The organism is Amycolatopsis stemonae (assembly GCF_054781455.1).
In genome coordinates this window covers 579,438-605,188 of record NZ_BAAGUJ010000002.1, presented here as the reverse complement: position 1 = coordinate 605,188, position 25,751 = coordinate 579,438, and the positions used below count along the sequence as shown (strand labels likewise).

The 25,751-nt window shown below is 72.6% G+C and carries 23 protein-coding genes and 1 tRNA gene; 15 read left to right on the top strand and 9 right to left on the bottom strand.

Going from position 1 to position 25,751, the window contains the following annotated elements:
* The first annotated feature begins 9 nt into the window (after positions 1-9).
* Both ACYVLJ_RS09085 and ACYVLJ_RS09080 read left to right on the top strand, forming a co-directional pair.
* Entirely contained in the window at positions 10-426 is a 417-nt protein-coding gene (locus tag ACYVLJ_RS09085; RefSeq protein ID WP_451971076.1) for a VOC family protein, read from the top strand.
* Between the two features lie 28 nt (positions 427-454).
* Positions 455-2,221 carry a gamma-glutamyltransferase family protein gene (locus ACYVLJ_RS09080; RefSeq protein WP_460438323.1) on the top strand — a complete coding sequence of 589 codons (1,767 nt, stop codon included), beginning with the start codon at positions 455-457 and terminating at the stop codon, positions 2,219-2,221.
* Here the strand turns inward: ACYVLJ_RS09080 and ACYVLJ_RS09075 are convergent.
* Genes ACYVLJ_RS09075 through ACYVLJ_RS09065 form a run of 3 tightly spaced genes read right to left on the bottom strand, consistent with a single transcriptional unit; the run spans position 2,218 to position 5,094 of the window.
* Positions 2,218-3,099: a VOC family protein gene (locus ACYVLJ_RS09075; protein ID WP_460438322.1), complete on the bottom strand. Its 882-nt coding sequence runs from the start codon at positions 3,097-3,099 to the stop codon at positions 2,218-2,220. The two genes, ACYVLJ_RS09080 and ACYVLJ_RS09075, sit on opposite strands and share 4 nt — an antisense overlap.
* Positions 3,092-3,616, bottom strand: coding sequence for an RNA polymerase sigma factor (locus tag ACYVLJ_RS09070; protein WP_451971085.1), 525 nt, complete (start codon positions 3,614-3,616; stop codon positions 3,092-3,094). The genes ACYVLJ_RS09075 and ACYVLJ_RS09070 overlap by 8 nt, the downstream gene beginning before the upstream one ends.
* Positions 3,617-3,669: 53 nt before the next feature.
* Positions 3,670-5,094, bottom strand: a complete 1,425-nt coding sequence (locus ACYVLJ_RS09065; RefSeq protein ID WP_460438321.1) for an MFS transporter — start codon at positions 5,092-5,094, stop codon at positions 3,670-3,672.
* Between the two features lie 101 nt (positions 5,095-5,195).
* On the opposite strand from ACYVLJ_RS09065, the gene ACYVLJ_RS09060 reads away from it, so the two are divergent.
* The 6 genes from ACYVLJ_RS09060 to ACYVLJ_RS09035 all read left to right on the top strand — a co-directional run bounded on the left by ACYVLJ_RS09060 (position 5,196) and on the right by ACYVLJ_RS09035 (position 12,291).
* On the top strand, positions 5,196-6,029 hold the full coding sequence (locus ACYVLJ_RS09060; protein WP_451971091.1) for a helix-turn-helix transcriptional regulator: 834 nt from the start codon (positions 5,196-5,198) through the stop codon (positions 6,027-6,029).
* A gap of 67 nt (positions 6,030-6,096) precedes the next feature.
* Positions 6,097-7,203, top strand: coding sequence for a sensor histidine kinase (locus ACYVLJ_RS09055; protein WP_460438320.1), 1,107 nt, complete (start codon positions 6,097-6,099; stop codon positions 7,201-7,203).
* A complete protein-coding gene (locus ACYVLJ_RS09050) occupies positions 7,200-7,868 on the top strand; it encodes a response regulator (protein ID WP_451971097.1) in 669 nt (222 codons plus the stop codon). Before ACYVLJ_RS09055 ends, ACYVLJ_RS09050 begins: the two co-directional genes overlap by 4 nt.
* 288 nt (positions 7,869-8,156) lie before the next feature.
* Positions 8,157-9,320, top strand: coding sequence for a hypothetical protein (locus ACYVLJ_RS09045; RefSeq protein ID WP_451971101.1), 1,164 nt, complete (start codon positions 8,157-8,159; stop codon positions 9,318-9,320).
* A gap of 143 nt (positions 9,321-9,463) precedes the next feature.
* Entirely contained in the window at positions 9,464-10,675 is a 1,212-nt protein-coding gene (locus tag ACYVLJ_RS09040) for a hypothetical protein (RefSeq protein ID WP_460438319.1), read from the top strand.
* Positions 10,672-12,291, top strand: a complete 1,620-nt coding sequence (locus ACYVLJ_RS09035) for a class I SAM-dependent methyltransferase (protein ID WP_460438318.1) — start codon at positions 10,672-10,674, stop codon at positions 12,289-12,291. The genes ACYVLJ_RS09040 and ACYVLJ_RS09035 overlap by 4 nt, the downstream gene beginning before the upstream one ends.
* 4 nt (positions 12,292-12,295) lie before the next feature.
* On the opposite strand, the gene ACYVLJ_RS09030 is transcribed toward ACYVLJ_RS09035, so the two are convergent.
* The 5 genes from ACYVLJ_RS09030 to ACYVLJ_RS09010 form a co-directional block, all read right to left on the bottom strand.
* Positions 12,296-13,600 carry an acyltransferase family protein gene (locus tag ACYVLJ_RS09030; protein WP_460438317.1) on the bottom strand — a complete coding sequence of 435 codons (1,305 nt, stop codon included), beginning with the start codon at positions 13,598-13,600 and terminating at the stop codon, positions 12,296-12,298.
* Positions 13,601-13,603: 3 nt separating this feature from the next.
* On the bottom strand, positions 13,604-15,409 hold the full coding sequence (locus tag ACYVLJ_RS09025) for a glycosyltransferase family protein (RefSeq protein ID WP_460438316.1): 1,806 nt from the start codon (positions 15,407-15,409) through the stop codon (positions 13,604-13,606).
* A gap of 2 nt (positions 15,410-15,411) precedes the next feature.
* Positions 15,412-15,951, bottom strand: coding sequence for a hypothetical protein (locus ACYVLJ_RS09020; RefSeq protein WP_451971114.1), 540 nt, complete (start codon positions 15,949-15,951; stop codon positions 15,412-15,414).
* 73 nt (positions 15,952-16,024) lie between these two features.
* Positions 16,025-17,965, bottom strand: a complete 1,941-nt coding sequence (locus ACYVLJ_RS09015; RefSeq protein WP_460438315.1) for a glycosyltransferase family 4 protein — start codon at positions 17,963-17,965, stop codon at positions 16,025-16,027.
* A gap of 31 nt (positions 17,966-17,996) precedes the next feature.
* Positions 17,997-19,325, bottom strand: coding sequence for an alginate O-acetyltransferase AlgX-related protein (locus ACYVLJ_RS09010; RefSeq protein WP_460438314.1), 1,329 nt, complete (start codon positions 19,323-19,325; stop codon positions 17,997-17,999).
* A gap of 148 nt (positions 19,326-19,473) precedes the next feature.
* Here ACYVLJ_RS09010 and ACYVLJ_RS09005 point away from each other — a divergent pair, with 148 nt between their 5' ends.
* The 5 genes from ACYVLJ_RS09005 to ACYVLJ_RS08985 all read left to right on the top strand — a co-directional run bounded on the left by ACYVLJ_RS09005 (position 19,474) and on the right by ACYVLJ_RS08985 (position 23,198).
* On the top strand, positions 19,474-20,097 hold the full coding sequence (locus ACYVLJ_RS09005) for a hypothetical protein (RefSeq protein ID WP_460438313.1): 624 nt from the start codon (positions 19,474-19,476) through the stop codon (positions 20,095-20,097).
* A 70-nt stretch (positions 20,098-20,167) separates the two neighbouring features.
* Positions 20,168-21,721 (top strand): serine/threonine-protein kinase, encoded by a 1,554-nt coding sequence (locus ACYVLJ_RS09000; protein WP_460438312.1) that lies wholly within the window; start codon positions 20,168-20,170, stop codon positions 21,719-21,721.
* A gap of 142 nt (positions 21,722-21,863) precedes the next feature.
* Positions 21,864-22,403, top strand: a complete 540-nt coding sequence (locus tag ACYVLJ_RS08995; protein WP_451971127.1) for a DUF2716 domain-containing protein — start codon at positions 21,864-21,866, stop codon at positions 22,401-22,403.
* A gap of 33 nt (positions 22,404-22,436) precedes the next feature.
* Positions 22,437-22,835, top strand: coding sequence for an Imm7 family immunity protein (locus ACYVLJ_RS08990; protein ID WP_460438311.1), 399 nt, complete (start codon positions 22,437-22,439; stop codon positions 22,833-22,835).
* Between the two features lie 69 nt (positions 22,836-22,904).
* Positions 22,905-23,198 (top strand): YiaA/YiaB family inner membrane protein, encoded by a 294-nt coding sequence (locus ACYVLJ_RS08985; RefSeq protein ID WP_451971131.1) that lies wholly within the window; start codon positions 22,905-22,907, stop codon positions 23,196-23,198.
* Between the two features lie 167 nt (positions 23,199-23,365).
* Here the strand turns inward: ACYVLJ_RS08985 and ACYVLJ_RS08980 are convergent.
* Positions 23,366-23,438: transfer RNA gene (locus ACYVLJ_RS08980), tRNA-Gly, on the bottom strand.
* A 187-nt stretch (positions 23,439-23,625) separates the two neighbouring features.
* On the opposite strand from ACYVLJ_RS08980, the gene ACYVLJ_RS08975 reads away from it, so the two are divergent.
* Positions 23,626-25,170 (top strand): sigma-70 family RNA polymerase sigma factor, encoded by a 1,545-nt coding sequence (locus ACYVLJ_RS08975; RefSeq protein WP_460438310.1) that lies wholly within the window; start codon positions 23,626-23,628, stop codon positions 25,168-25,170.
* Positions 25,171-25,283: 113 nt separating this feature from the next.
* A complete protein-coding gene (locus ACYVLJ_RS08970; protein ID WP_451971137.1) occupies positions 25,284-25,724 on the top strand; it encodes a DUF983 domain-containing protein in 441 nt (146 codons plus the stop codon).
* Positions 25,725-25,751 lie beyond the last annotated feature (27 nt).

Genomic DNA, 25,751 nt, shown 5'->3' with positions numbered 1-25,751 from the left:
TCCGAAATCGTGCCGGTATCCGTATCCGTCGAACTCAACCACCTGATCGTCCCGTCCCGGAACAACCGGGAATCCGCCGAATTCCTGGCGAACCTGCTCGGCCTCGAAGTCGGGGAAGAGTGGGGTCCGTTCATCCCCGTCGAGACGCGCAACGGCGTCCGGCTGGACTTCGCGACCGTCCCCGAAGAGGACCTTCGCCTGCAGCACTACTGCTTCCTGGTCCCGGAAGACGACTTCGACGCCGTGTTCGCGCGGCTCGTCGAAACGGGCGTGACCTACCACGCCGACCCGATGGGCAAGCAAGTCGGGGAAATCAACCACAACCACGGCGGTCGTGGGGTCTATTTCCTCGATCCCGGCGGGAACGGGATGGAAATCATCACGCAGCCGTACGAGCCGGAGCGGCGGCGGCCGGCGCGCTGGTAAGTTCCTTAGCTTTGCGTACTATCGGGGCATGTTCACGACGAGGCCGGAACTGGCCGGCACCTTCGGGATGGTGGCGTCGACGCACTGGCTGGCTTCGGCCACCGGGATGGCGGTGCTGGAAGACGGCGGCAACGCGTTCGACGCGGCGGTCGCTGCCGGGTTCGTCCTGCAGGTCGCCGAGCCGCACCTCTGCGGGCCGGCGGGCCAGGTGCCCGGCCTCTTCGTGACAGCGGACGACCCGACCCCGCGGGCACTGGCGAGCCAAGGCCCGTCGCCCGCGGGGGCCACGCCCGCGCACTTCGCCTCCCTGGGACTGGACCTGATCCCGGGCAGCGGTCTGCTCCCGGCGACCGTGCCGGGCGCCTGGGACGGCTGGTTGCTGCTGCTTCGCGACTACGGCACGAAGTCCCTTCGCTCGGTGCTCGGCTACGCGATCGGCTACGCGCGCAACGGCGTTCCGCTGGTTTCGCGGGTGGGCGACACGATCCGCGCCGTCGAGCGGTTGTTCGTCGAGCACTGGCCGACGTCGGCCAGCCTGTGGCTGCCGGACGGCAAGCCGGCTTCGGGCCTGCACCGGAACCCCGCGTTGGCCGACACGTGGGAGCGGCTGCTGCGGGAGGCGGAAGCCGTCTCGGGGCGTGAGGCGCAGATCGACGCGGGCCGTCGCGCGTGGTCACAGGGCTTCGTCGCCGAGGCGATCGACGCGTTCAGCCGTCAGGCGTTCCGCGACGACTCCGGCCGCGACCACGCGGGCCTGCTGACCGGCGACGACCTGGCGTCGTGGTCGGCGTCGTACGAGGAGCCGTCCTTCGTGGACGTCGACGACTGGCGCCTGGTCAAGCTGGGCGGCTGGACGCAGGGCCCGGCACTGCTGCAGCAGGCACTGCTGCTGCACGGCTTCCGCGACGAGCTGTCCTTTGTGGATGGTGTCGCGTCGGAGCGGACCGTGCACCTGGCCGTCGAGGCGGCGAAGCTGGCCTTCGCGGACCGCGAGGCTTGGTACGGCGACACCGACGTGCCCCTGGACGTGCTGCTTTCGCAGTCCTACACGGACTCCCGGCGTGCCTTGATCACCGACACGGCGTCGGCCGAGCTGCGTCCGGGGGACGCTCGCGGCCCGGCGCGGCTCCCGGCGATCCTGGACTCGCTGCGCGGCGTGCGGGCGGAAGGCGGCGCGACGGGCGAGCCGACCGTCGGCCCGCAAGGTCAGACACGCGGCGACACCGTCCACCTCGACGTCGCCGACGCGGCGGGCAACCTGGTCTCGCTGACCCCGTCGGGCGGCTGGCTGCAGTCCAGCCCGGCCATCCCGTCGCTCGGCTTCTGCCTCGATTCGCGCGGCCAGATGTTCTGGCTGGAAGAGGGCCTGCCGAACTCGCTGGCGCCGCGCAAACGCCCGCGCATCACGCTGTCGCCGTCCCTGGCCCTGCGCGACGGCGTCCCGACGCTCGCGTTCGGCACGCCCGGCGGCGACCAGCAGGACCAGTGGCAGCTGTGCTTCTGGCTGGCGCACGTCTACGGCGGCCTGAACCTCCAGGAGTCGATCGACGCCCCGGCCTGGCACACGACGGCGTTCCCGAGCTCCTTCTACCCGCGTTCGTGGAACCCGCGCGAGCTGGTCGTGGAGTCCCGGCTGGGCGCGTCCACTTTGGACGCCCTGCGCACCCGCGGCCACGAGATCGTGGACGCGGGCGACTGGGCACTGGGCCGCCTGTCGGCGGTCTCCCGCGACGGCACCCTGCTGCACGCGGCGGCCAACGCCCGCGGCATGCAGGGCTACGCGGCGGGCCGTTAGCTCGGCTGCTGCCAGAGGTAGAACTCGATGCCCTGGGTGTCGGTGCAGTCCGCGGTCAGGCCGTAGGGATGGGTCTCGACTTCGCCCGCTTCGCCGCCCTGCTCGCGTACCCGCGCGAGAGCCGTGTCGAGGTCGTCGACCGCGTACATGAGCTTCCAGCCGACCTGCCGGCCCGGGCCGCCCCAGAGGCCGCCTTGCAGGCCGTGGCCCTGGACGTTCCACGCGCCTTCGACCGAGCCCGGGGTGAACTCCCAGCCGAGCACCGCGCCGTAGAACGCCTTCGCGGGCTCGTCGGCCGGGACCTGGAACGTGAAGTACATGGCTTCGCCGTGCTTCGGCTGCGGCTCGGGCTCAGGCGTCGCCTGGGAGACGAGCCAGCGCTGGCCGAACGGGTCGCGGAACGAGCCGCCCCGGCCGTACGGCGAGTCGCTCACCGGGCGGATCAGCGTCGCGCCACGCTCGAGTGCGCGGGCCACCGAGACGTCCGGGTCCGGCACTTCGACCCGCACCGACGCGCCACCCTCGCGCGGCGCCACGTGCCCGATCTCCGGGTGTTCCTCGGCGAGCATCAGGACGGCGTCGCCGACGGCCAGTTCGGCGTGGCCGATCCGGCCGTCCGCCATGACGATCGGGTCGCCGCGGCGGGTCGCGCCGAAGACGTCGACGTAGAAGTCGAGCGCGGCCCGGGCGTCGGACACGGCGAGGTAGGGCGTCAGGGAACGCAGCGCGGCATCGGTGGTGGCAGGCGCTTCGGTGGTCGTCACATCGGCTCCGTTCAAGATGACGCGACGCAGGTTGTCGCGCAGTTCGGCGGCGAAGGCCGGGTCGGGCTCGACCCGCTCGGAGGGCCGGCGAAGCGCGTCGTACGGCTCAGGCATCGCGACCCTCCTCTTCCTGGTAGGCACGGCGGAACGCGGCACGGGCCCGCACGAGCAACGCCTCGGTGGCGTGCACGCTGCGGCCCAGGTGGCCGGCGACTTCGGGCACGCCGAGGCCGTCGACGTACCGCAGGGTCAGGGCCGCGCGGTGGTGCGACCCGAGGGATTCGAGCACCTGTCTCGCGCGCAGGGCGTCGAGTTGCTCGTCCCACGGGTCTTCGACGTCCGGCTCGCTGTCGTGCACCAGCCGCAGCCCGCGTTCCTCACGTTCTTTGCGCCGCCAGTGGTCGGCGAGCTTGTGCCGGGCGACGCCGATCAGCCACCCGGTGCTCACTGGAGGTGCGTACTCCTTGCGACAGGCGGCGACCGCGCCGAGGAACGTCTCGGACGTCAGCTCCTCGGCGAGCGTGCGGTCGCCGCACCGGGACAGCAGGTACCCGTAGACCTCCGGCAGCGCGGTCTCGTAGAGCCCGAGCAGCGCGAAGGCCGGGTCCGGTCGCACCCGTGGTTCCGTCACACCCTCATAGTCGTCCGGCGCGCGGATTTTCCGACGGGTGCATCCGGACTTTCTCAGACCCGCGGGTCGGGCAGCCGCCGTCCGGTGACCGCGACGACCGCCGCCAGCACCGCGACCACGCCGATCACCAGCGCGAACGCCTCCCGGCTCCCCAAGGAACCCGAAAGGGCCGCGTACAAACTCCCGAGCGTCGCCACGCCCAGTGCCAGCGACGTCTGCTGGTTCGTCGTCATCACGCCCGAGCCGACCCCGGCCAGGTCCGTCGGCACGTGGGACAGCACGATCCGGAACAGGGTCGTCATCGCCAGCGCGTTCCCCACGCCGATCGCCACCATCGACGGCGCCAGGTCGAGGATGGTCACGTGCGGCCACGCCGCCAGCGTCGTGCACAGCAGCGCCACCATGCCCACCGCCGTGATCGCGCCGCCGAGCGGGACGACCTTCTGGCCGTAGCGCGCCACCAGCCGGCTGCTCAGCATCGACACCGTGAAGTACGCGACCGCCAGCGGCGTCAACGCGCCGCCCGCGCCGAGCGGGCCGAAGTGCAGGCCCTCCTGCAGCGTCATCGCGAACACGAACATGAACGAGCCGAACGCGGCGAAGAACGGCACCGCCACCATCAGCCCGCGCCGCACGCTCGGCAGGCGCATCACCGACGGCGGCAGCAACGGTGTCCCGCCGCGCCGTTCGAGACGCCGTTCGACGTGCACCAGCGCCGCGGCCGAGAACGGCGACAGGGCCAGCAGCACGATGGACCACACGGGCCAGCCCAGCGCGCGGCCCTCCATCAGCGGGACCAGGAAGGCCAGCAAGGTCGTCGCCAGGAGCAGGGTGCCCAGCCGGTCGACACCCAGCGGGTTGTGCGCGCGGCTTTCCGGCAGGCGGCGGGCCAGTACCAGGACCACCAGGCCGATCGGGACGTTCACCAGGAAGATCGGCCGCCAGCCGGTGCCCCACAGGTCGGCCGCCACCAGCGCGCCGCCCGCCAGCTGGCCGACGACCGTCGAGAGGCCGCCCGTCGCGCCGAACAGCCCGAGTGCCCGCGAACGCTCTTCGCCGGACGTCGTCGCCTGGATGATCGAGAGGACCTGCGGCAGCAGCAGCGCCGACGCCGCCCCCTGCGCGGCGCGGGCGATCACCAGCGTGGTCGCCGTCGGGGCGATCCCGCAGGCCAGGGACGTCAGCGTGAACAGCCACAGGCCCGCGAAGAACAGTCGCCGCCTGCCGAACGAGTCGCCGAGCCTGCCGCCGACCACCAGCAGCACCGCGTACGCGATGCCGTAGGCGGCGACCACCAGCTCCAGCGTGGCCGTCGACGCGTGGAGGTCGGCATCGATCGTCGGGAGCGCGACGTTGACGATGAAGAAGTCGATGATGGGCAGTGCCGCCCCCAGCAGCACCGTGACCAGGCCGGCGGGGGTCAGTCCCGGCCTGGCCGGGGCGCCGGTGGTGACCGGCGCGAGGTGAGTCGTGGTCATGACTACTACGATCAGCGCTTTCCTAAACTGGTACCAGTTGTCGTTTATCCGGGTATCACGACTACCTGGTACCAGTTTCCGGAGCGTGGCATCCTGGCACCATGACCACGGCCGTCGAATCCGAGCTCCGCCGCCAGGAGCTGGCGAGGTTCCTGCGCAGCCGGCGCGAGCGGATCACGCCCGAGCAGGTCGGCCTCCCGCTGGTGGGCCGCCGCCGGACGCCGGGCCTGCGCCGCGAGGAGGTCGCGCAGCTCGCCGGCGTCGGGGTCACCTGGTACACGTGGCTCGAGCAGGGCCGCGACATCAACGCGTCCGAGCAGGTGCTGCAGGCGATCGCCCGCACCCTGAAGCTCGACCCGCACGAGCACACGCACCTCTTCCGCCTCGCCGGCGCGCCCGAACCGGAGAGCGAGAAGGACTGCCAGGTCATCACGCCCGCGATGGAGCTGATGCTGCGGAAGCTCGAGCCGTACCCGGTCGCGGTGCGCAACGCCCGCTGCGACCTCATCGCCTACAACCGCGGCTACACCTGGCTGATGGGCGACGTCGACGCGATCCCGTTCGAGGACCGCAACACACTCGTCCAGTGCCTGCTCAACCCGCAGTGGCGCGAGCGGATGCTCGACTGGGACACGAACATCCCGCGCGTGATCGCGTCCTTCCGCGCGGCGATGGCCGAGCACGTCGCCGAGCCGGCGTGGAAGAACCTGGTCAAGCGGCTGAAGGCGGAGTCGCCGCTGTTCGCCGAGCTCTGGCCGCACCACGACGTCAACTCCGAGCCGATCCGCACGAAGCGCTACCTGCACCCCGACGTCGGGCTGCTGCGCTTCAACTTCACGTACCTCTACTACGGCCGCCGCTCGGAGATCACCATGTCGACCTACACCCCGGCCGACGAGGAGACCGCGGCGAAGCTGCCGTTCGTGTTCGACTGACGACGTACGCCGGCGGCGCGCTTCGGGACGGACGCGCCGCGGCCTGCCGGCCGGTAGTTTTCGCGGCATGAGATGGCCGCCGTGGGTGGGGCGCGTGGTGCGCACCGGCGTCGTCCTGGGCTTCGTGCTCGGGGCGACGAGCGCGTCGTCGCGGTGGCAGCCCGGCGCCACGCCGCTGACCCCGCTCGGGGCCGCCTGGCTCGCCGCGACCGTCCTGACGCTGCTGCTCGTCCACCGCTTCCCGCTGACGCTGTTCCTGTTGACCGGCGCCTCGGCGTTCGCCTACTACTCCTCCGGCCTGCCCGGCGGGCCGGTCGTCATCGTGCCGACCGTCGCGTTGTTCGTGCTGACGCGGCAGCGGGGGCCGCTCACCGCCGGGCTCACCGGCTCGGCCGCGCTCGTCGTGGCCTACGTCGCGCACGTCGTCCTGACCGGGTCGTTCACGCTCGAAGCCGGGGCCGCGTTCGTGGTCGTCTGGCTGACCGCCGTCATCGGCGTCGGGACCGCCGTCCGCTACCAGCTCGACGCCCTCGCCGCCCGTCGCGAGCAGGCCGACGAGCACCGCCACCGGCTCGCCGAGCAGGAGCGGCTGCGGATCGCCCGCGAGGTGCACGACGTCGTGGCGCACAGCCTGGCCATGATCAACGTCCAGGCCGGCGTCGCCGCGCACGTCGCCGACCGGCGGCCCGAGCAGGCGAAGGAGGCGCTGCTGAACATCAAGGCGGCCAGCGCGTCCGCGCTCAAGGACCTGCGCGCGACCCTGGCGGTGCTGCGCTCGGGCGAGGACAAGGCACCCGCGCCGAGCCTCGCCCAGGCCGCCGAGCTGCTGGCGCACGCCCGCGACGCCGGGCTGACGGTCGAGGTCCACGGCGAGGCCGGCGACCTCCCGGCGCCCGTGGACGCGGCCGCGTACCGGATCCTGCAGGAGTCGCTGACCAACGTCGTCCGGCACGCCGAACGGCCGCACCACGTCGACGTCCGGTTCGAACGCCGGCCCGGGGCGTTCACGCTGCGGGTGCGCGACGACGGCCGCGGCACCGCCGAACCGGTCCCGGGCCACGGCCTGCGGGGCATGGGCGAACGCGCCGCGGCGCTCGGCGGCCGGTGCACCGCCGGGCCGGTCGACGGCGGGTTCGAAGTGCGCGTCGAGCTACCGATCGAGGGGGAAGCATGATCCGCGTCCTGCTGGCCGACGACCAGGTCCTGGTCCGCGCCGGGTTCCGCGTGCTGCTGGAGACCGAAGACGGCTTCGAGGTCGTCGGCGAGGCCGGCGACGGCGAGCAGGCGGTCGCCGGCGCGGTCGAGCACCGGCCGGACATCGTCGTGATGGACGTCCGGATGCCCGGTGTCGACGGCCTCGAAGCCACCCGCCGGATCACCGCCAACCCCGAGCTGGCCGGGACCAAGGTGCTGGTCCTGACCACCTTCGACGTCGACGAGTACGTCTACGAAGCGCTGCGTGCCGGCGCCAGCGGGTTCCTCCTCAAGGACACCGAGCCGGTCGAGCTGCTGCGCGCGCTCCGGGTCGTCGCGAGCGGCGAGGCCCTGCTGGCGCCGACGGTGACCCGCAGGCTGATCCAGGAGTTCGTCGGGCGGCCGGAGAACCGGCGCATCGACACCAGCGCCGTCCGGGAGATCACCGACCGCGAGCGCGAGGTGCTCGGCCTCGTCGCGGGCGGCATGTCGAACGACGAAATCGCGGCCCACCTGGTGATCTCGACGGCGACGGCCCGCACCCACGTCAGCCGCATCATGACGAAGATCGGCGCCCGCGACCGGGCGCAGCTGGTGGTGCTGGCCTACGAGTCGGGGCTCGTCACCCCGCGCCACTCCGCCTGACCCGGCGCACGATCCGCACCGCGCGGACCGCGAAGACCATCGCCAGGACGGCGACCAGGCAGATCCAGACCATGCCGCCTCCTCTCGGTCCCGATGCTCTGCTCGTAGGGCGCGCGGGGGTGGGAGGGCGTTGACCGACACGGCGTAAGTCACCCCTTCGGGGCATGGCCGGGAAGGCTCCCCAAAACCCGCTTCTTCCGCTACGTTGCGGATCAATCGCAAACCGCAACCTCGCAGGTCGGCCCTCCGTGCCAGACTTATGCCCCGAACGGTGGATGGGGGTCGAAGATGAGCTGGCAGGAAGATCTGCGCCGACTCGACGCGGACCTGGCAGCCGGGCGGATCGAACCCGCGGCGCACCGCAAGCAACGCGACGAGCTCCTCGCCGCCGCGTCCGGAGCCACCGTGCCTTCTCCGGTGCCCTCCCCGCTGCGCCGGCCGGGTGAGCCGCGCTCTTGGCAGAGCACCAACCCGGCGTCCGTCCCGCCGGCCGGCCCGGTGCCGGCGCCGCGGCCCGTGCCGAGGCCGGCGACCCCGCAGGAACGGCCGTGGATGCGGACGCCGCAGGGCGCGAAAGCGCCTTCACCGGGCGGGATCCCCGCCCTGCCGGACCACATGACCACCGCGCCGAGCCCCGCCGACATCGTCCCGACGCGGTACCTGCGCGTCGAGGGCCAGGTGCCGCAGAACTCGCCGCTGAGCCGGTTCCCGCCGCTCCCGGCGGACGCCGGTGCGCCGCCGGACCCGGACGCCGAGGCCGGACGGCACCGGCACCGGGGCACCGACGGCGACGACCGGTCGGGCCGGCCGGTCTGGCTGTTCCTCGCCCTCGGCGTGGTGCTGGTGCTCAGCCTGGTCGTCGGCGGCACCTACTGGCTCGGCACCCGGACCGACGCGCCCTCGGACTCGGCGCTGCCCCCGATGCCGACCAGCGCGGCGCCGTCGACGAACGGCGCGATCGACCCGCAGGCCCCGCTCGACCGGCGGCTGCCGGCGCTGCCGGGCAAGCCGAACGACGCCGACTCGACGATGTCGATCGACAAGGCGCTCGAGGCCAAGGTCATCACCGAAGCCGACGCCAAGCAGCTCCAGGCCCACAACGCCAAGGAGATCATCTTCCGCGCGTCGTCCGACCTGGCGAAGCCGCGCAACGGCAACCTGCTGATGGCGATCCCGACGCTGTCCGTCTTCGACGCGAAGCAGCTCGCGGCGGGGCTGCGGACCAACCTCTCCGGGGCGCACCTGGCCGCCACCCAGATCGGCCCGACCGACAACGACCTGATGTACACCCAGCGGGGGACCGACGGCTGGGTCGCGATCCTCTGGTACGCGTCGGGAGCCGTCGTGGTCGGGGTCGGCGTCTCGCAGCGGGAAACCGGCGATTCCGCCGAGCTGCGGACCCGGCTCGAGGCGATTCGCGACAGCGTCTCGACCGTCCTGCCGCCCGGCTGAACGGCCCGCCGCGGACGCCCGGATAACAAATCGACCCGCAGGTCGGCCGGGGCGGCCTGAAGTGCACAATGTGCGTGGCATTCGACAGGCGAAATCGGGTTGGCCGCCGGCCGGCCGATCGGACCGGAATAAGGGGGCTCCTGGTGTCCTGGCAGGAGGAGCTGCGTCGGCTTGACGAGGAGCTCGCGGCGGGCAAGCTGTCCGCGGACGACTACCGCCTCCGGCGCGACCAGGTACTTTCGTCCGCCGTCGGCGTGGAGAACCAGCAGCCGCCGCAGCAGGCGCCGTCCAGCGCGGACGAGACCCAGGTGATCAGCCCGGTCAGTCCGCCTGGTGGGATCCCGCAGCCGAACCAGGGCGGCGGGGACGCCGAGCGCACCCAGGCGGTCTCGTGGCACCCGCAGCAGGCCCAGCCGGGGGCGACCGCGTACGTGCCGCAGTCGCAGCCGTTCTCGCCGTCCGGTGGTTTCCCGGCGCCGCAGAACGCCGAAGACAGCCCCGAGCGCACCCAGGTGGTCCGCAACACCGGCGAGTACCAGCCGAACTACGGCGAATACGCGCAGCAGCAGCCCGCGCAGCCGGGCTGGAACCAGGTGCCGCCGGGTGCGGCCGCCCCGCCGTGGGGCGGTGGCGACCCCGGCGCGCCGCACGGGTCGAACGACCTGAACTGGATGCGCCAGGGCCCCGAGTCCTACTTCGAGACGAAGAGCGGCTCCGGCAAGAAGAAGGGCATCGTCATCGTCGCGGCGGTGCTGGTCGTCCTGCTCGCCGGCTTCGCCGTCTGGTGGTTCGGCCTGCGCAGCGACTCGAACTCCGTCGCGGACCCGTCGACGTCGAACAGCCCGACCTCCGCGCCGACCACCAGCGCCCCGCCGCCGAGCGTCGCGCCGACCCGCGTCCCGCCGATGCCGGGCAAGGCCAGTGAGAAGAACGGCACGATGAGCGTCGACGACGCCGTCGACAAGGAGTTCCTCACCGCGGCCGAGGCGACCTCCGTCAAGTCCGCCGGCTCCGCGTACGTCAGCTGCCAGGCGTCGACCAACACTCCGTTCGACTACACGGTCGTGCTGGTGAACACCAAGAGCGTCGAGGACGCGAACCGGCTCGCGCAGAGCCTGCAGAAGCCGGCGGCGAGCACGAGCCTCCAGCCGGTCGCCGACCACGCTGGGCTCCCGCAGTCGGTCTCGGTCTTCAAGGCGGTCCTCTCCGACCACACGACCTACCGCGCGGTGTACGTCTCCGGCGCCGCCGTGCTGCGCGTGGACGTCAACCAGGCGCCCGCCACGGACACGGCCGTCACGAAGGAGTTCCAGGGCGTCATGAAGGCGATGCTGGAGAACGTTCCGAACTCGTGACCGGTACCCGGGTGACCACGCCGCTGCGGTCCCTCGTCGACCACGACGAGCACGGCTGCACGGTGCTGTCCACCGGCGTCTCCGACTACGCCGACGGAGCCGAAGACCTCGTCACGGCGTTGCTGGAGAACGCGCAGGACCGCGGGTCGCTCAGCGACGAGCTGACCCTCGCCGCGCGCACCTGGCCCGAGCGGTACCACCTCGACCACGGCCGCGCGAACGTCCTGCGCGGCCTGCGGCTCCCGCCGGAGGCCGCGGTGCTGGAGATCGGCTGCGGCACCGGCGCGATCACCGGCTACCTCGCCGAGTGCTGCGCCACCGTGGACGCCGTCGAGCCGGTGGCGAGCCGCGCGCGGGGTGCGCGGGCCCGGACCCGCGACTTCGGCGACGTCGAGGTATTCGTCGGCGGCATCGAAGACGTCCCCGCGGCCGAGGCGTACGACGTCGTGGTCGTCGTCGGCGTGCTCGAGTACGTCGGTGGCGGGAGCAATGCCGACGACGCCTACCTCGGGTTCCTCCGCGCCGCCCACGCCCGGCTGCGTCCGGGCGGGGTGCTCGTGCTCGCGATCGAGAACCAGCTGGGCGTCAAGTACCTCTGCGGGGCGCCCGAAGACCACACGGGCATCCCGTGGGACGGCGTCGCCGGGTACCCGGCGGGCGGGGTCGCGCGGACGTTCTCCCGCAAGCGGCTCCTGGACCTGGTGGCCCGCGCCGGGTTCGCCGAACCGGCGGTGCTCGGGGCGTTCCCGGACTACAAGCTGACGCGGGCCCTGCTCTCCGACGAACTCCTCGCCACCCAGCCGCGGCTGGCCACGGGGCTGCCCGCGTTCCCCAGCCCGGACTGGGCGGGCGGCGGTGAGCGGGTCGTGGACGAGCAGCGGGTGTGGCGCGAACTCGTCGACGCCGGAGTGGCCGCGCACCACAGCAATTCGTTCCTCGTGCTGTCCGGGAAGGACGGTGCCGAGCGGCTCTGGCCGGCCGGCGCGCTGGCGGTTTTCTTCAGCACGGACCGGGCCGCCGACTTCTGCACCCGGTCGGTCGTGGAGCGCGACGGCGAGGTCCTGCGCGTGCGCCGGACGCCGCTGGCCGCGCACCCCGCCGCCGCGCACGGCGTCCGCATCGTGTCCACAGTGGACGAAGTGTTCGACGCGCCGACCGTGCTGGCGCTCGCCGCGGCCCAGCCCGGGCGGCGGACCGAACTGCTCACCGCGTGGCGCGACCTCGTCGTCGCCCGGGCCGCGGAGCTCGGCCCGCGGCTGTGGGACCTGACCCCGCAGAACCTGCTCGTGACGTCGTCCGGGCTCGTCCCGATCGACCTCGAGTGGTCGGTCGACGACTGCACGGCGGCCGACGTCGTCGCCCGCGGCGTCCTGATCACCGCCGACGAGCTGGCCCGGGGCGGCCACGCGGCGGGGCCGGTGGTCGCGGACGTCGTGCGCGACCTCTGCGACCGGCTCGAGCTCGACGAAACCGCGGTGCTGCGGGCCACCGCGGTGGAGGCCCGCTTCCAGGTCGTCCGCCAGGCGGGCCGCTGCGACGCCGGCTACCTCGCCGAGCGGACCGCCGAGCTGCGCCAGGCCTGGACCGACCGGCTCGCCGAGCCGGTCGCCGGCTGACCCTTCAGGCGCGCATCGACTCCGGCAGCATGCGGCGCATCGCGCGGCGGGTCGGCTCCTCGAAGTACCGGTGCAGCACGTGCGCGATCAGGATCGTCAGCGCGATGAAGCCGAGCACGATGAGCCGGTACTCCCAGCTCGTCGGCATGTCCGTCAGCTTCAGCTTGGTCTGGATGACGTGCCGCATCACGTCGATGACCAGCCAGTGCACCAGGTACAGGGCGAACGAGATCTTGCCGCCCCAGATCAGGACTTTCGTGCGCAGCAGCCACGACAGCGGTTCGCGGCGGCTGATCGCCAGGGAACCGATGAGCAGCAGGAAGAGCGGCACCACGACCACCGTCTCGGCCGAGCCCCACATCAGGTGGCCGTTGATCCGCCAGTCCAGGCCCATGTTGTAGCGGCGGAACGGGTCGAAGTGCTGCACCAGGAAGATGATCGCGACGATCACCACGAACACCGGCGACGGCCGCAGGAACCACGGCAGCCGCGCGGACCGGCCGTAACGCAGCACGATCAGCGCGGTGAACGCCCCGCCGAAGAACTCCGTGAGCACGCGCAGCGGGATCATCCCCGGCACCAGCGCGTTGTGGAACAGCAGCAGGTCGCTGCCGTCCTCCATGGTCACCCCGATCGCGACGATCGGGAACACCGCGACCAGCGCGCACAGCACCAGCGAGCGGATGCGGACCGTCTTCAGCATCTTCGCCAGCACCGCGACCGCGACGCTGAACACGAGGTACGCCAGCCATTCCGCGCTCAGCGACCAGTCCACCGGGTTCCACTGGTCCGGTTCGATGAACCAGCCCTGGATCAGCAGCACGTGCTCGAGGAACCGGGCCGGGCTGGCCGCCGCCTGGATGCTCGCGTCGGCGTTCACCTGCAGCGAGTACGCGCGGTAGAGCGCCCAGCCGAGCAGCACCAGGAACATCACCGGCCAGATCCGGCTCAGCCGCAGCCACAGGAACCCGAGCGCCTTGCGCGGCGTCCACGGCTCGGTCATCCGCTCGAGGTGGGTGAAGGTCATGATGAAACCGCTGAGCACGAAGAACAGGTCGACACCGAGGTGCCCGGCGTCGAACAGCGGCGCCAGCCGGCCGAGGAACGGGAACGACGAGACCAGCTCCGGGCGGAAGTGGAACGTCAGCACCCAGAGTGCCGCCAGTGCGCGGACCCCGGTCAGCTGCGGGATGAACGACGGCAGCGGCCCGTGGTCGGCCGGCTTCGCCGGTTCCGGCCGGGACTCCGGCGGGGCGGGGGTCCCGGCCGTGATCGCCGGGAGCACGTCCGTGGTCTCGGTGCTGTCCATGTCCTACCGTTTCGCGTTGGCGGCGGCCCAGGCGCGCTGGGGGTCGAGGTCGATCGGCCGGGCCGGCGGGTCCGGCACCGTGCGGGACAGCAGGACCTGCTGCACCAGCTCCGTGCGGTCGCCCCGGCCGGCCACCCCGAGCCAGAAGCCGTGGTGCTCCAGGCCTTCCGACCACGGGTCTTCCGGCCAACCGCCCAGGTCGTCGAGCACGCTGCGCCGCACCAGGTAGCCGCTGCCCAGGTAGGGCAGCCGCGCCAGCCGCCGCGCCTCCGGCGGGAGCGCGCCGACCAGGCCCCGCTCGGCGTCCGCCACCGGGCAGTGGGCCACGTCCGCGCCCGCCCGCACCGCGGCGAGCAGCCGGGCGACCAGGTGGGGCGAGCATCGCACACCCGCGTCGAGCACCAGCAGCAGGTCAGCCGCGGACTCGGCCAGGAGCCGGTTGTACGCGTGGCCGGTCCCGCGCGGGACGGCGTGGTGGAGCACGTCGTAGGGCTTCGGGCCGGGTGGCTCCGCGGTGCCGTCCTGGCAGACGAGCACCCGCGCCGGCACCGTCGTCCCGCGCGCGAGGTCGTCGACGAGCGCGGCGACACCCGGGTCCGCGACCCGCCGGACGATGAGCACGTCGAGGTCTTCGGCCCGGGTCGCGTCCCCCGGCGAGAGGGGCAGCGCGGCCGGGGTCAGCACGCCGTCGTCCGTCCGCCGGGCGGTTTCCGAGCGCTCGACGACGAGCCGGGCCGCGAGCCGCCGGTCCGGGCCGGGTTCGGCGCCGAGGCCGGACTCGCCGGGGAACCGCGGGTCCCAGCTCGGCGTGTCCTCGGCCAGCGGGCCTTCGGCGGGCACGACGACCGGTGCCGCCTGGCGGAGCGGGCGGTCCGGCCGGGCCGGTGCCGGGTGCCGCTCCGCCAGGTCGGCGGCCAGCTCCAGCAGCGCACGGGCCGACGGGCCCATGTCCAGCTCTTCCTTGACGAAGCGGTAGGACTCGGCGCGGATCGACCGCTCCAGCTCCCCTTCGCGCAGCATCGCCGCCGTCGCCGCGCCCACGACGGTTTCCCGGGCCACCAGCAGGTGCTGCCCGGCGGTGAACGGCGCGAGGTCGCGGCTGGGCTCGGTGACGACGACGCAGCCGTTGCAGGCCGCCTCGAGCACCCGCACCCACTCCAGGGCTCGTGACGCCTCGCGGTGCAGGTTCAGCAGCACCCGGCTGCGGGCCAGGTGCTCGTGCTTCGCCCGGCCCATCAGGAAGTCCGGGCGCGGCTTGACCATCGGCTCGTGCGGCGGCGTCAGCAGCCGGACCGCGAAGCCGTCCAGGTCGCGGGCGGCGCGGGCCAGCAGCGCGGACCGCCGGTGCTCGGCCGTGCCGAGGTAGGTGACGTCGATGTCGCGCGGCGCGTCGAGGTCGCCGCCCCACCGGTCCCACAGCGGGGTGTAGCCGAGCTGGAACCGGCGGACGTCGTGGCCGCGCCGCACCAGCTCGTCGGTGGAGTCGGCGTTGATGTCGACCGCACCGCCGAACCGCGGCAGCAGGCCGGCACTGGTGTCGAAGGTCCGCGTGCCGGGGTGCTCGACGCAGAACGCGATCGTGCGCTGCAGCTGGTCGGGCCGCGGCCGCTGCCGCTCGGGCAGCACCACCAGGTACTCGTGCGGGACGACGACGAACACGGTGTCGTCGTCCGCTTCGGGCAACGGCCCGACGTGCGTCTCGGCCCGGCCGCCCGCCGTGCGCACGGCGTCGGCGACGACTTCGAAGAGTTCTTCCATGAAGGCGCTGCCGCCCGGCGCGGACGCCAGCACCAGCCGTGGGTCGGCCACCGTCAGCGGGTCTTCCGGCGGACCGTGCGCAACGGCGCGGTGACCCGCCAGCTGATCGTCTGCCGGTGCGCTTCGAGCTCCTGCGCGAGGTCGGCGACCTGGCGGCGCAGCTGTTCGGTGTCCCGGTCGTCCGCGGGCACGACCTCGGGCAGGTCCGCGCCGTGCAGCGTGAGCTCGGCCTGCAGCAGGTCCATCCGCAGCTGGTCGCGCTCCATGCGGGTGCGCTCGAGCTCCTGGCGGGCGAGGTCGCGGTCGCGGCGCAGGGCGTCCAGCTCGACGCGGGCCTCGGAGGCCTCGTCGACCTGACGCCGCAGCTCGTCGTTCGCGCGGGCGTCCTCGACGAGCCGCTCCTGCACGCGCAGGGCCTCGCGCAGGTCGGCGTCGGCGCCGCGGAGCCGGCCCTGCAGCCGCTCCCGTTCGGCCATCAGCACCGAGCGCTCGGCTCGCAGCTGCAGCAGCTCGGCCCGCACGGACGCCGGCACGGCGTACTCGACCGGGGCGTCCTCGTCTTCGCGGTGGACCGCGCCTTCTTCCGAGCTCATGCCGTCACCTCGCTGACGCTCGGTGAGCGCCTGAGCGGCTGCGCTGTGTTGAATGATTCACTCGCAAGCTCGCTCATGCTTCCCGTTCCTCGGTACCGGTGCCTCGCGCGAGGCTCTTCAGGATGGTGGAGAACTCCTGCCCGTAGTGCGTGGAGTCCAGGAAGGCGCCGACGCCGGCCCGGGCCCGCTCGGCGATCCGCTCGCGGGCTTCCGGCGGGGTGTCCAGCGCTCGCAGCAGGCCGACGGTCAGCGCGCCGAGGTCGTTGGGCAGGAACAGCCAGCCGCTTTCGCTGTCGCTGATGATCTCTCGGGTGCCGAAGACGTCGGCCGCCACCACCGGCACGCCGAACGCCATCGCCTCGAGGATCGAGCGGGGCAGCGACTCGATGTCGGAGCTGTTGACGAACAGGTCCGCCGCGCGCAGCCACTGCCGCGGGTCGCGGCAGATCGGCACGAGGCTGACCGAGCCGCCCAGCCCGGCCGCCTCGACGTAGTCCTGCAACGCGTCGCAGTACGGCGACTCGTGCGTGCCGACGATCACCAGGTGCGCGTCCGGGTGCGTCACCCGGATCTGCTCGAAGGCCAGCAGCAGCGGCGCCTGGCCCTTGCGCGGCTCGCTGACGCCGATGTTGAGCAGCACGGTCGCCGACTCCGGCAGGCCGAGCTCGCGCCGGACCGCTTCCTTGGTGGCGTACTGCGCCTCCCGGACCGGGACGAGGTCGATGCCGTAGCGGACCGTGACGCACCGCCGCGGCCGCGACCAGGGCAGGAACATCTCGCGCGTGGCGTCGGCGACGAACAGGAGCGTGTCGGCGTCCGCCAGGCACTGCTCCCAGCGTTCGCGCACCAGCGGGTCGAGGCCGTCCATGCCCCAGTTCAGGTACGCGAAGTCCTCCAGGCTGAAGCTTTCGTGGATGACCCAGGCCACCGGCAGCCCAGCGCGCTTCGCCGCGTCGACGCCGGCGAACATGCCGAGCGTGTTCACCAGCACCACGCCGGCACCGGAGGCGGTGGCCAGCATCGCCAGCTCGCCGACGTAGGCGGCGTACTGCGTCGAGTCCTGGACGCGGTGGTGGCCGGTGACGTGCACGGTGACGCCGAGGTCCTCCAGCTCCGCGCGCAGCGGCCCGTCTTCGGGGGAAACCAGCGTGACCTTGTGGCCGTGCGGGCCCGCCAGGTGGCGCAGCAGCTCGCTGAGCCAGAACTGGCCGCCGCCGACGCGCAGGCTGTGCGTGACGACCAGGACGTGGTCGGTGTCCACGGCCGCCTTCACGCGGCCGAGCAGCTCTTCGGTGAACGCCGACGCGCGCGCCGCGGCTTCGGCGTCGCGCCGGTCCGCCGTCCGCCGGCGCAACGTCGCGTACCGGACCGGCGAGGTCCACTCGCGCCCGTCCCGGGTCCAGGCCCGGACCCGCAGGCTCACCTTCCGCCGGTCGCCGGGGGCCAGCGGCAGGGGGATGCGGGCTTCGTACCCGCTCAGCCCGGCCTGCCGGACGTGGCCCGGCAGGTTCCGCGTGACGTCCGGCCGCGGCAGCATCAGCCGCGCGCGCTGCGGTGCGGCGCCGTCGACCTCGACCTCGATCCGGCTGGGCAGCCGGCCGTCGAGGAGCAGCCACCCCGAGACGACGACCAGGTCGCCGGCCAGCTCGGCGTCCGCGGCCGGGAAGTCGATCTCGCCCAGCGGCGTCGGCATCCGGTAGGTGCTCTCCGGCCAGACCGCGACGCGGCTGAGCTCGGTGCCGTCGGGCGCGGTGACCGTCGCCTCGACCCCGGTCGGCCGGTCGACCTCGACCTCGGCCCGCCAGGCCCAGGTGGGCCAGTCCCCGGGCACCCCGGGGACGGCCTTCGTGCCCTGCTCCCAGTGCACCCGGGCGATCTGCCCGCCGAGCCGGACGGTGCTGCCGTCCGGCCCGCTCGGGGAGACCAGCCAGCCGCCGACGGCGACCCGGCCGGCGGTGATCGAGGCACTGCCGGCGTCCACGCCGGCGAGCCACGGCAGCTCCCGCACGATCATCCGATTCCTTCGTCCATGCGCTGGTGCGCGCTCACTGCCGGGGGTGTTTCGCGAGCTGCTCGCTCAGCGTCTTCACCACGGCCGGGGCCAGGATAGGGCTTTGCCCGCCGATGAGGTTGCGTTCCGCGATTTCGAGGACGACGACGTCGCTGTCGGCGAGCTTCGCCGCAGCCGCCGCCGTGTCCTGCGAGACGTAGTCGGAGTGCATGATGGTCATGTCGGTGAACGCGGCCGCGAGGTACATGTTGGCGAAGCCGGTGAACGAGTCCCCGATCATCGCGACCTTGTCGGAGATCGTGCCGGGGACCGCCGGGCCGTGCAGCTCGATGGGCACGGTGTTCGGCTGGCCGAAGAAGGTGCGGGTGCGGTCGGCGCCGCCGTCCGGGGCCAGGCTCTCCAGCTCGGCGGGCTCGCTGCCGGTGCGGCCGATCAGCGGCGGCAGGTCCGTCTGCTTGTCGAACTTCTCCTTCGGCGCGGTCGTCCAGGTGCGGGTCACGCCGGGACGCAGGTCCTCGGCCAGCGCCCGGACCATGGTGAGCCCGCCGTGGAACTGCCAGTGCGTGTCCTGCTTGAAGTAGATCGGCGACCCCTGGCGCTGCGACTCGCCGAGCAGCGGCCCGCGCAGGTCGAGGTAGCCGACGTCGTCGTGGAGCCGCTGCCACATCGTGCGGGCCGCGACCGGGGCGCAGTCCTTGCCGGCGTACTGGTCCGGCAGGTACTGCGGGAAGAGGTCCGACTTGTCCGGCGGCACGATGAGCACCAGCCGCCGCCCGGACGCCTCGACCACCTTGCGGAACCCGAGCAGCTCGTTCATCACGGTGGCGGGCGGGACGATCGGGTTGCACTTGGCGTACAGGTCGTTGCCGAGGAACAGCCAGCCGTCGCGGCCTTCGACGACCGGCGGGTAGTTGCTGTTGGTCTGGCCCTGCAGCTGGCCGGTGTCCGGGCGCGGGGGCGGCGGCTGGCTCGGCACCGGGCCGACCCCGGGAGCGGCGGGTTTCGCGCCGAGCGCCGGCGGCTCGCCGAACAGTCCGCGGCTGATCCCGTCTTCGGCCTGGACGGCGGCCTGGCGGCCGGGCAGCCAGTCGGTGGCCCAGTCGGCGAGCCCGCCGAAGAAGCCCCAGCCGTCGGACAGGCTCGGGAAGTCGTGCAGCTTGCGGTTCTCGAACTCCGAAGGCGGCCCGAAGACGCCGAGCGAAACCACCGGGGCCAGGAAGAAGATGACGGCACAGACCAGCGCGACCTGCTGGCGCCCGTGGCGCGGGCGGTACATCGAGTGGTCCCGCGGCAGCCAGGCTTCGTGGACCGTGAGGGGCTTGAGCCGCTTCTCCGGCTCCCCGCCCCTCAAGTGCACCGACACCCGTCAACCATAGCCGACCCCCGGTTCGCCGGATCCTGACCTCGCGCGTTCGCCGCCGTCACCTCGTCGGACGCCGAAAACTGTCGTACATATGTTCTAAAATGGGCGTTGTCCAGGGGAGATGCCGTCCGCGTTCGCGGGTGGCGTGATGGAGGAAGGCAGGGCCATGGCCTACATCACCCTGCCCACGTTCGTGGGCTACAGCGCGAGTTCCGGGCCGTCGCGGTCGTCGTTCGTCCGGCGGCAGCGCCGGCTGTACGAGGACCCGGCGCGGGCCGCGTTCAACTACTACCGGCGGGCGGCCGGCGCCGTGCGGTCCGGGCGGGCGGCGGGGCAGGACGAGGTCGCGTTGCGCGCCCTCGTCAACGCCGCCGACGAACGGACGAAACCGCACTACGCGGCGATAGCCGAGGGCTGGCTGCGCTACCTCGGCCGCAGGTCGCCGCGGCTGGTCGAGGTCGGCCGCGGCCGGTGCCGCATCGGCGACCTCGAGATCGGCGTCAGCCCGCAGCTCGGGCTCCGCAAGAGCGACGGCCGCCGGTACGCGACCTGGCTCTACTTCAAGGAGGAGCCGTTGACGAAGGACTCCGCGCAGCTCGCGCTGTGGGTGCTGGAGCAGGCGATGCCGGACGTCCTGCCGGGCGGGCACGCCCTGGTCGTCGACGTCCGCCGGAGCAAGGAGTTCCGGCTCTCCGCCCGTGACCGCGAACGGCTGCGGCCCTGGGCCCGCGCCGAGGCTTCGGCGTTCCTGACGCTCTGGGACGCGGCCTGAGCCCGGGGAGGCGCCGGACGGGTCCGGCGCCTCCCCGTTAGCATCGCCCCCGAGCGTCAGGGGGACGACGATGAGACTGGTCGCGGGGCGGTACGCGATCTCGGCCGAGCTGGGCCGGGGCGGCATGGGCGTCGTCTGGCGCGCCGAAGACCGGGTGCTCGGGCGGCCGGTCGCGCTGAAGGAGCTGGCCACGCCGCCGGGCACCAACCTCGAGCGGGTCATGCGCGAGGCGCGCACGGCGGGCCGGCTCAACGACCCGGCCGTCGTCACGGTGTACGACGTCGTCAGCGAACACGGCGCCACGTTCATCGTGATGGAGCTGGTGGTCGCGCCGACGCTCGCCGATCTCATCGGGCGCGAAGGGGCGCTGGCGAACGACCGCGTCGCCGCCATCGGCCTGCAGGTGCTCAGCGCGCTCGAGACCGCGCACGCGGCCGGCATCGTGCACCGGGACGTCAAGCCCAGCAACATCATGGTGCTGCCCGGCGACCGCGTGAAGCTCGCCGACTTCGGCATCGCGCGGGCGCTGGACGACCCGTCGCTGACGCAGACCGGCGGCGTCATGGGGTCGCCCGGGTACATGGCGCCCGAGCTGTTCGCCGGGGCCGGGCCGGCGCCGGCGTCGGACCTGTGGGCGCTGGGCGCGACGCTCTTCCACGCCGCCGAGGGCCGGGCGCCGTTCCAGCGCACCACCACGGCCGCGACACTGCACGCGATTATGTACGACCAGCCGGTGCTGGACCGCTGCCGCGGCCCGCTCGCCGAGGCCGTCCGCGGGCTGCTCACGCAGTCCACTTCGGACCGGCTGGGCGCGCCGGGAGTGCGGCGGCTGCTGGAAACCGCGCGCACCGCGATCACCGACTCGCCGACGCAGGCCGTCGACCCGGCGGCGCTGCCGACGGTCGTCTTCGAGCCGGTGACCGCGCAGGTCGCCAAGCCGGCACCGACCACAGTGGACTGGGAGCGGCCGCGCGGGAAGCGCCGGCTCCCGCTGGTCCTGACCGGGGTCGCGGTGGCCGTCGTCGCCGCGCTCGGCGCGATCTTCCTCCTGAAGCCGGACAAGACGACTCCGGTGGCCGCGGGCGCGCCGGGCCACACGCCGACGTCGTCGACCTCCTCCGCGAAGCCGACGACCAGCTCGCCCGGCCACAAGAAGCCCACGCCGTCGTCGAGCGCGCCCGCGTTGCCGGGCGCGAGTTCCGCGCCCGCGCCGCCGCCGTCGAGCACCGCGGACAAGCCGCACCCGGCCGAGGTGCCGCTGACCCGCTACCACCACCCGGACGGCGGCCACTTCAGCGGCACCAAGAAGATCGGCCCGCCGGACGGCTTCACGAAGGAAGGCGTCTTCGGCTCGCTCGTCGCGACGGACGAGCCGGGCACGCGGAAGCTGTTCGCCTGCAAGGTGAAGGACCAGGAGGACTGGTTCACCTCGACCGACCAGAGCGGCAAGTGCGAGGGCCAGCAGTCGCTCGGCCTGCTGGGCCACATCTACGCGAACCCGCCGTCCTGGGCGGGCGCGCGGGCGCTCTACCGCTGCAACGCGGGCGCCAGCCACTTCGACTCCCTCGACTCGGGCTGCGAGGGCAAGACGAAGGAGTTCCTGATGGGCTACGTCGTCGTCTGAAGCAGCGTGGTGACCATCTGGCAGACTCCACCCGTCCGAGTGACACAGTTCGCGCCGGGCTGACCGGGACTGGACAAACCGGAGGCCGAACACGAAGCTTTCGCGTGTTCTTCCGTGCCCGGCCAAGTCAGAGGTCGTAACAGTGAATGCTGCCTGGGAAGCTGTCTCCCGCGTCGCCGACGAACCGGCCTGGTACTGGGTCTACGACAAGCTGGCGTTCTGGCCGAGCACCTACGCCCACGCCTGGCCGGGCTTCCGCGAGCCCGCGCCGTCGCGGACCTGGGACCTCTCGCCCGGCGACCTCGACCGCGCCTCGGCCGAGTTCCGCCTGGGCCCGTACGCCGTCGAAGAGCACCAGGTCGCGGCGATCGCGCTGGCGGCGTTCCGCGAGGTCTGCGGCCCGGACGACTGGCTGTGGGCGCTGCACTGGCAGCACCAGTCCTACCGCGTCCGCCCGCACCTGATGACCCCGGGCGCGCGCTGGCCGGTGCCGGTCTTCCCGCGTGCGGACTACCACCTGTTCCTGGCGTCGGACTTCTCGTTCGGCACGCTCGGCCACCCGTGGGAGCGCACGCTCTGCGTGTTCGGCGACAAGCTGGTGCCGGCGTTCGAGAAGCACGGCGAAGGCGTGCTGACGAACGTCCTGCGCCGCGACGGGAAGCCGTCCGCGCTGGCCCGCTGAGCCCGTGGTTGATCTCTTGCTACCGTTCTGCGGGTGTTCGAGTATCACGGCTGGGTGACCATCCAGGCGACCAGCAGCGGCGACGACGACCCGGCCCTGCTGGAGCGCCTGGTCGACCGCGTGCACCGCGCGGTCCGCGACGCGGGTGCCTTCGACCTGATCGACCTCAGGTGGAGCGAAGGCATGCCGATGCTCCACATCGCGGGCTTCGACAAACACGGTGGCCCCGGCCTCGAGCTCCTCGACCTCTTCACCAGGGTCGGTGAGCTGGCGGCGGGCTCGTACGGCCTGCTCCACGTGTGGGACGACCAGGACACCGAGCACGACAACGAGTTCCGCGTCTACCGCATGGCCCGCGGCCAGGTGACCGAGCGCGAGGACCCGCACCTGACGCCGGTCGCGCCGACGGTCCTCGACGTCTACGAGCTGTAGCCCGATCGCAACCGCGCCTGAGTAGTCCTGCTCAAGACACGCGGGCGGCCCGGACGAGACCGTGGTCACATGACCAAATCCGGAACCACGTCCCCCACCACGACGGCCTTCTACATCCAGGCGGCGCTCTCGTTCGGCCTGGCCATGGCGGCGGTCATCGGCGGCATCGCGTACCTGCCGGTCGACGGCTGGATCCGCGGTTTCCTCGCCCTCGGCGCGCTCTACCTGGTCACCTCGACGTTCACGCTCGCCAAGTGCGTCCGGGACAGACAGGACGAGACCTCGGTGGTCTCCCGCGTCGACCAGGCCCGCCTCGACAAGCTCCTCGCCGAGCACGATCCCTTCAAGACCCCCGCAGTGTGAGCAAGCATCACCCGAACAGGTGGGATCCCGGGAAGAAGATCGACTGTGACGGTGATCACGCGATGTCTGGCCGAAACATCGTGGGGGTTCCGGGGGCTCGGGCCCCCGGGTGAAATGGCGAGAGGGCTGCATCGGCGCTTTCTGCCGATACAGCCCTCTCGCACTCGAGCGGATGACGGGATTCGAACCCGCGACCCTCACCTTGGCAAGGTGATGCGCTACCAGCTGCGCTACATCCGCACTGCCTTGCTGTTGAGAGCACTCTATACCCTCCCGAAACCGCTCCGATGAGCGGGTCCCGCAGTGCCCTGACCCGGTGCTTCGGTGTCACAGCTGGCGTACAAGGGGTGACGACGGCTGGATCCCTCCGTATGGTGTCCCCATTCGACCGAATGGGGAGACCTTCGGGGAGGAGGTGCCGGGCCGGATGACCGAGCTGGGCACGGTGCCGCCACCAGCGGCCTCGGAATCCGACGAGCAGGCACTGCTGCAGCGACTTCGAAACGGCGAAGACGCCGCGTTCGGGGAGCTGTTCGAGCTGCACGCCGCCGCCGTCCGCCGGCTCGCGCAGAGCCTGGCGGCCGACCGGTCCGAGGCCGAGGACATCACCGCGGAGACGTTCTTCCGCGTGCTCCAGGCCCTGCGCCGTGGTTCGGGCCCGAGAGACTACGTCCGCGCCTACCTCCTCACGGTCGCCCGCCGCGTCTCCTGGGAGTGGCACGGCGCCCGCCGGGACGTCCCGGTTTCCGACGACGAGCTGACCTTCCGCGCCGGGGCGGGGGCGGACACGCACGCCCGCACGGCCGAGCACACGCTGATCACGACCGCGTTCACGAGCCTGCCCGAGCGCTGGCGCACGGTGTTGTGGCAGACCGAGGTCGAGGGCGAGCAGCCCGCGATGGTCGCGACGCACTTCGGGTTGAGCGCGAACGCGACGGCCGCGCTGGCCCGGCGTGCCCGTCAGGGCCTCCGCGCGGCGTACTTGCAGGCACACCTTTCGGTGAACCGCGGGCCGGATTCGTGCCGCGCGGTCGTCGAGAAGCTGGGCGGGTTCACCGCGGGCAGCGTCACCGGCGCCGAGGCGGAGCGGATCAAGGCGCACCTGCACGGCTGCTCGTCGTGCCGCGCGACCCAGGACGAGCTGCGCGACGTCTGTTCGTCGCTGCGGGCGCACGCCGGGGTGCTGGTCCTGCTGGTGCCGGCCGCCGGGGCGGCGGCGAGCGGCAGCGGGCTGCTGGCCGGGCTCGGCGCGACGATCAAGGGTGTGCTGGTCGGCTCCAAGGTCAAGGTCGGGCTCGCGCTGGCGTCGACCGCGGCCGTGGGCGCCGTCGGCGTCGCGGCCGGTCCGGTGCTGTTCGGGACGTCGCCGGCGCAGGACGTCGGCCTGACCGGCGGGGCGCCCGAGCTGGTCGTCGTGCCGCCGTCGGAGACGCACCACCAGCCGCCCCCGCAGCCGCAGCAGGACCCGCGCATCGGCATCGGCGTGCTGAACGGCCGCGGCACCGGCGCGGTCGCGTCGGTCCGGCCGCGCGCCGAGTCCCGGCACCTGGCGGCGAACGAGGTGCCCGGTGGCCTGCCCGCGGGCGGTGGTCCCGCCGGGGACACCGGGACCGGGACGGACCCGGGCGGCACGAGCGGGGTGGCTCCGCGTGACGACCTGTCGTCGACGACCTTCAGCACGCCCGACCACTCGTCGACGTCGCCGCGGCTGGACACGACCAGCACCCGGATGACGGAGTCGAGCACGGCCGGGAGCGCCGATTCGCCGGAGCTGTCGCCGTCCGGCCGCCCGACCACCACGACGACAACCGCGCCCGGCAAGCCCGAGCCGACGGGCGACGATCCGGAGACCACCGAGCCGTCCGCGTCCGTGACGCCGACGTCCGGGAAACCGTGCCCGAGCAGCACGTCCGAAGTCACTGGTTCGAGCGAATCGACCGATTCGACCTCGACCGGCTCGTCGGCACCCTGAGCTGCGGTGATCAACTTCGCCGGGCGGGATGTCCGATTCCTCCCTCGCGCGGCGGAGCCCGCGCACGGTACCGTTGTGCTGCTCACCCTGCGGGCGGCCCTGGAGGCAACTGAATGAACCGGCTGGTACGCGGCGAAGACGGCCGCGACTGGGTGGTCCGTGCCCAGATGGAATGGCGCGCACCGGCGACGGCCGACGACTTCGAGCACGACGTCGCCGGGAGCTACGGCCCCGGGATCGCGATGATCGTGGTGACCGCGCTGCTGGCCGTGATCCTGGTGGTGTGGACGCCGGACCAGGTCAACGTCCCCGCGTGGGTGCTGCTGGCGCTGCTGCTCGTGGTGCTGTTCTTCCCGCTGCGGTGGATCCTGCGCCGGCCGTGGACGGTGGTCGCGGAGACCGAGGGCGACCTGACCGGCGACCGGCCGTCCGAGCGCTGGGTCGGCACCATCCGCGGCATGTTCACCGTGCAGGGTGAGGTCAAGAAGATCTCCAAGACGATCCAGCGGCACTCGCTGCCGGACTTCGACGGGCCGCTGCACCCGGTCGAATAGCGAGTACCGGAATGCGGCCGAAGGGGT

What these genes read in the sequence shown, in the direction of transcription:
- ACYVLJ_RS09080 (WP_460438323.1), top strand. Translation starts at nt 455, where the DNA reads ATGTTCACGACGAGGCCGGAACTGGCCGGCACCTTCGGGATGGTGGCG.
- ACYVLJ_RS09075 (WP_460438322.1), bottom strand. Translation starts at nt 3,099, where the DNA reads ATGCCTGAGCCGTACGACGCGCTTCGCCGGCCCTCCGAGCGGGTCGAG.
- ACYVLJ_RS09065 (WP_460438321.1), bottom strand. Translation starts at nt 5,094, where the DNA reads ATGACCACGACTCACCTCGCGCCGGTCACCACCGGCGCCCCGGCCAGG.
- ACYVLJ_RS09060 (WP_451971091.1), top strand. Translation starts at nt 5,196, where the DNA reads ATGACCACGGCCGTCGAATCCGAGCTCCGCCGCCAGGAGCTGGCGAGG.
- ACYVLJ_RS09055 (WP_460438320.1), top strand. Translation starts at nt 6,097, where the DNA reads ATGAGATGGCCGCCGTGGGTGGGGCGCGTGGTGCGCACCGGCGTCGTC.
- ACYVLJ_RS09050 (WP_451971097.1), top strand. Translation starts at nt 7,200, where the DNA reads ATGATCCGCGTCCTGCTGGCCGACGACCAGGTCCTGGTCCGCGCCGGG.
- ACYVLJ_RS09045 (WP_451971101.1), top strand. Translation starts at nt 8,157, where the DNA reads ATGAGCTGGCAGGAAGATCTGCGCCGACTCGACGCGGACCTGGCAGCC.
- ACYVLJ_RS09030 (WP_460438317.1), bottom strand. Translation starts at nt 13,600, where the DNA reads ATGGACAGCACCGAGACCACGGACGTGCTCCCGGCGATCACGGCCGGG.
- ACYVLJ_RS09020 (WP_451971114.1), bottom strand. Translation starts at nt 15,951, where the DNA reads ATGAGCTCGGAAGAAGGCGCGGTCCACCGCGAAGACGAGGACGCCCCG.
- ACYVLJ_RS09015 (WP_460438315.1), bottom strand. Translation starts at nt 17,965, where the DNA reads ATGATCGTGCGGGAGCTGCCGTGGCTCGCCGGCGTGGACGCCGGCAGT.
- ACYVLJ_RS09005 (WP_460438313.1), top strand. Translation starts at nt 19,474, where the DNA reads ATGGAGGAAGGCAGGGCCATGGCCTACATCACCCTGCCCACGTTCGTG.
- ACYVLJ_RS09000 (WP_460438312.1), top strand. Translation starts at nt 20,168, where the DNA reads ATGAGACTGGTCGCGGGGCGGTACGCGATCTCGGCCGAGCTGGGCCGG.
- ACYVLJ_RS08985 (WP_451971131.1), top strand. Translation starts at nt 22,905, where the DNA reads ATGACCAAATCCGGAACCACGTCCCCCACCACGACGGCCTTCTACATC.
- ACYVLJ_RS08975 (WP_460438310.1), top strand. Translation starts at nt 23,626, where the DNA reads ATGACCGAGCTGGGCACGGTGCCGCCACCAGCGGCCTCGGAATCCGAC.
- ACYVLJ_RS08970 (WP_451971137.1), top strand. Translation starts at nt 25,284, where the DNA reads ATGAACCGGCTGGTACGCGGCGAAGACGGCCGCGACTGGGTGGTCCGT.